Genomic DNA, 2,015 nt, shown 5'->3' with positions numbered 1-2,015 from the left:
CTCGCCTTCGCGCGGGGGCCGCACCACATAGCGCAGCGTGAGCACATGGGAGCGGGGGACATCCGAGATGAAGTCGCGCACGTAGTCGTCAGCGGGGTTGGCTACGATGTCGGCCGGGGTTCCGATCTGGACGACCTCGCCATCGCGCATGATGAGGATCCGGTCACCGAGCTTGAGGGCCTCCTGGAGGTCGTGGGTGATGAAGACCATCGTCTTCCCCACCTCCTCGTGCAGGCGGCGGACCTCGTTCTGCATGTCGCGGCGGATGAGCGGGTCAAGGGCGGAAAACGGCTCGTCGAAGAGCAGGACCTGCGGGTCCACGGCGAGTGCCCGGGCAAGGCCGACGCGCTGCTGCATGCCGCCGGAGAGCTGGTCGGGGAACGAATTCTCGTACCCGGTCAGGCCGACGAGGTCGACCATGTCCTGGGCTCGGGCGCGGCGCTGGGACTTGCCCTCCCCGCGGACTTCGAGGCCGTAGGCGACGTTGTCGATCACCTTGCGGTGCGGGAGCAGGCCGAACTGCTGGAACACCATCGCCATGTGGTTCCGGCGCATAGCCCGGAGGCGGGCCTTGCTCGCGCGGATAACGTCTTCGCCGCCGATCGTGACGCTTCCCGCCGTCGGCTCGATCAGTCGGGTGAGCAGGCGTACGAGAGTCGATTTGCCGGAGCCGGAGAGTCCCATGACCACGAAGACCTCCCCAGGGGCCACCGCGAACGAGACGTTCTTGACGGCCGCGACGCAGCCGGTCTTGCTTTGGAGCTCCTTGCGCGAGAGGTGCTCGGCTGGGGTGCCGATGATCTCTCAGACTTCTGGCCGAAGATCTTCCATAGTCCATCGACCTTGAGCGCGGACTCAGTCGCGTTGGAGCCGGGGGTCTCTTCTATCGCAGTGTGCGTGCTCATGCTCTTCTGCTCTTTCCGCCATCACTACCCCCTTTATTGATGATGCATCCGCAGTGCTTGGCTGTCACGAAAAGTCGGAGACGCTATTTCGTCGTCCTGGGCCCCTGACCCTTTACTGATGACCCGGCGCCCCAGTGCCCGGGGTCATCGGTGCGTGTAGCCCATTTGCACGCTGATCCGGATTCCGGCCTGACGAAGTGCGTCAATAAGTCCAGGGATCTTCTGCGGGTCAAAGCGGAACGCGGGTCCGGAGATGCTGACGGCTCCGATGACGGTTCCCAAGTGGTTGTAGATCGGAACCGCAATCGCGTTCAGGCCGATTTCCAGTTCCTCGCGTGTCTCCGCATATCCGTCGTGGGCCACATCGATCAGCTGCTTCTCGAGGTCGTCCCGATTGGTGATAGTGCGGGGAGTCCTGGCATGAAACCCGGCTTCCGTCAGGATGCGGTCCCGTTCGTCGGCGGACAGTGCAGCCAATAAAACCTTCCCGCTCGAGGTGGCATGGAGCGGCGTCAAGCCGCCCACCCAGTCATAGGTGGCCAACGACGACGGTCCCATGGCCTGATCCACGTTTACGGCATAGTTCGATCTCAGGACAGCGAGGTTCACAGTCTCCTTGAACTCCTCCGCAAGACTTTCCAACACTGGCCGGGCCTCGCGGACCAAGCTGAGCCGGCCGGGAATCGAGCTGGCAAGCCGCAGGATGCCAAAGCCCAGCTGGTACTTTCCCCGGTCGCTGTTCTGGTGGACCATCTCCCGGCTCACCAATGAGCCGAGCAGTCGAGAGACCGAGGATTTGTGGATGCCGATTTCCTCGGCGATTTCGCTCACCCCCGCGTGTCCGTCACGGGAAAGGATTTCGAGGATCTGGAGGGCGCGGTCAACAGATTGCACGCCACCGGGCTGCCCGTTTCCGCCCTTTTCGGAGTCAAAGTCAATCGTGGCCATGAGCCATACCTACGTCTTTCTGCGGCGAAACAAGAGGCTGGAACTTCCCCCTTGTTTCTCTAAATCCTAGACCGGAACCACAGAGGCATTGAACGGGTGGCTTCCCGCCGATCCGGCGGTCAGGGTTTGGGTCCACGGGAGCGGCAGCGCGGGAACCGGGTC

Annotated in this window: 2 protein-coding genes; both read right to left on the bottom strand. The window is 63.0% G+C overall.

Translation table 11 applies throughout. From position 1 onward, the window contains the following. On the bottom strand, positions 1-798 hold a 798-nt coding region (locus tag AHiyo1_RS14035), incomplete at its 3' end, for a quaternary amine ABC transporter ATP-binding protein (protein ID WP_275937068.1). A 251-nt stretch (positions 799-1,049) separates the two neighbouring features. Next, the gene (locus AHiyo1_RS14030) at positions 1,050-1,853 is read right to left on the bottom strand and encodes an IclR family transcriptional regulator (protein ID WP_059388982.1); all 804 of its coding nucleotides are present in this window, start codon (positions 1,851-1,853) and stop codon (positions 1,050-1,052) included. Between the last annotated feature and the right edge of the window lie 162 nt (positions 1,854-2,015).

This window comes from Arthrobacter sp. Hiyo1 (genome assembly GCF_001263615.2).
Classification (GTDB): domain Bacteria; phylum Actinomycetota; class Actinomycetes; order Actinomycetales; family Micrococcaceae; genus Arthrobacter.
Note: the sequence above shows the minus strand (reverse complement) of the source record. Positions and strands in the feature narration are given on the sequence as shown.

Bases quoted from the DNA above. Each gene is read 5' to 3' on its own strand.
- AHiyo1_RS14030 (WP_059388982.1), bottom strand. From the start codon at position 1,853: ATGGCCACGATTGACTTTGACTCCGAAAAGGGCGGAAACGGGCAGCCC.